Consider the following 290-nt stretch of genomic DNA (forward strand, 5'->3'; position numbering starts at 1 on the left):
ATCGCCGCGCCGCGCTCCTGGGGCCGCAGCGCGTCGCGTCCCGCCGGGCGGGCGGCGTACGCGGTGGTACGCACGCCCGCCCGGCCCTCGGACGCGGCGGGCCGGTCACGCTGCCGGGCCGCCTGGATCGCCGCCGAGTCGACCGCCGCGTTGAGCAGGACGACCGGGACACCCCGCTGGAGCAGGGTGCCGTACTCGTCGGCGCTCAGGCCGCCGCAGAAGATGACCCCGGAGACCTGCTGGTCGAGCAGCATCGTCACGTACTCGGCCTCGGTCAGGCCGCCAGCGGT

At 76.9% G+C, this 290-nt stretch carries 1 pseudogene; it reads right to left on the minus strand.

The annotated features are described in order from the left end of the window. A pseudogene (locus JT723_RS35670) lies at window positions 1-290 on the minus strand (hypothetical protein); the annotation flags it as partial.

It is taken from the genome of Actinacidiphila bryophytorum (assembly GCF_016916835.1).
GTDB classification, from domain to species: domain Bacteria; phylum Actinomycetota; class Actinomycetes; order Streptomycetales; family Streptomycetaceae; genus Actinacidiphila; species Actinacidiphila bryophytorum.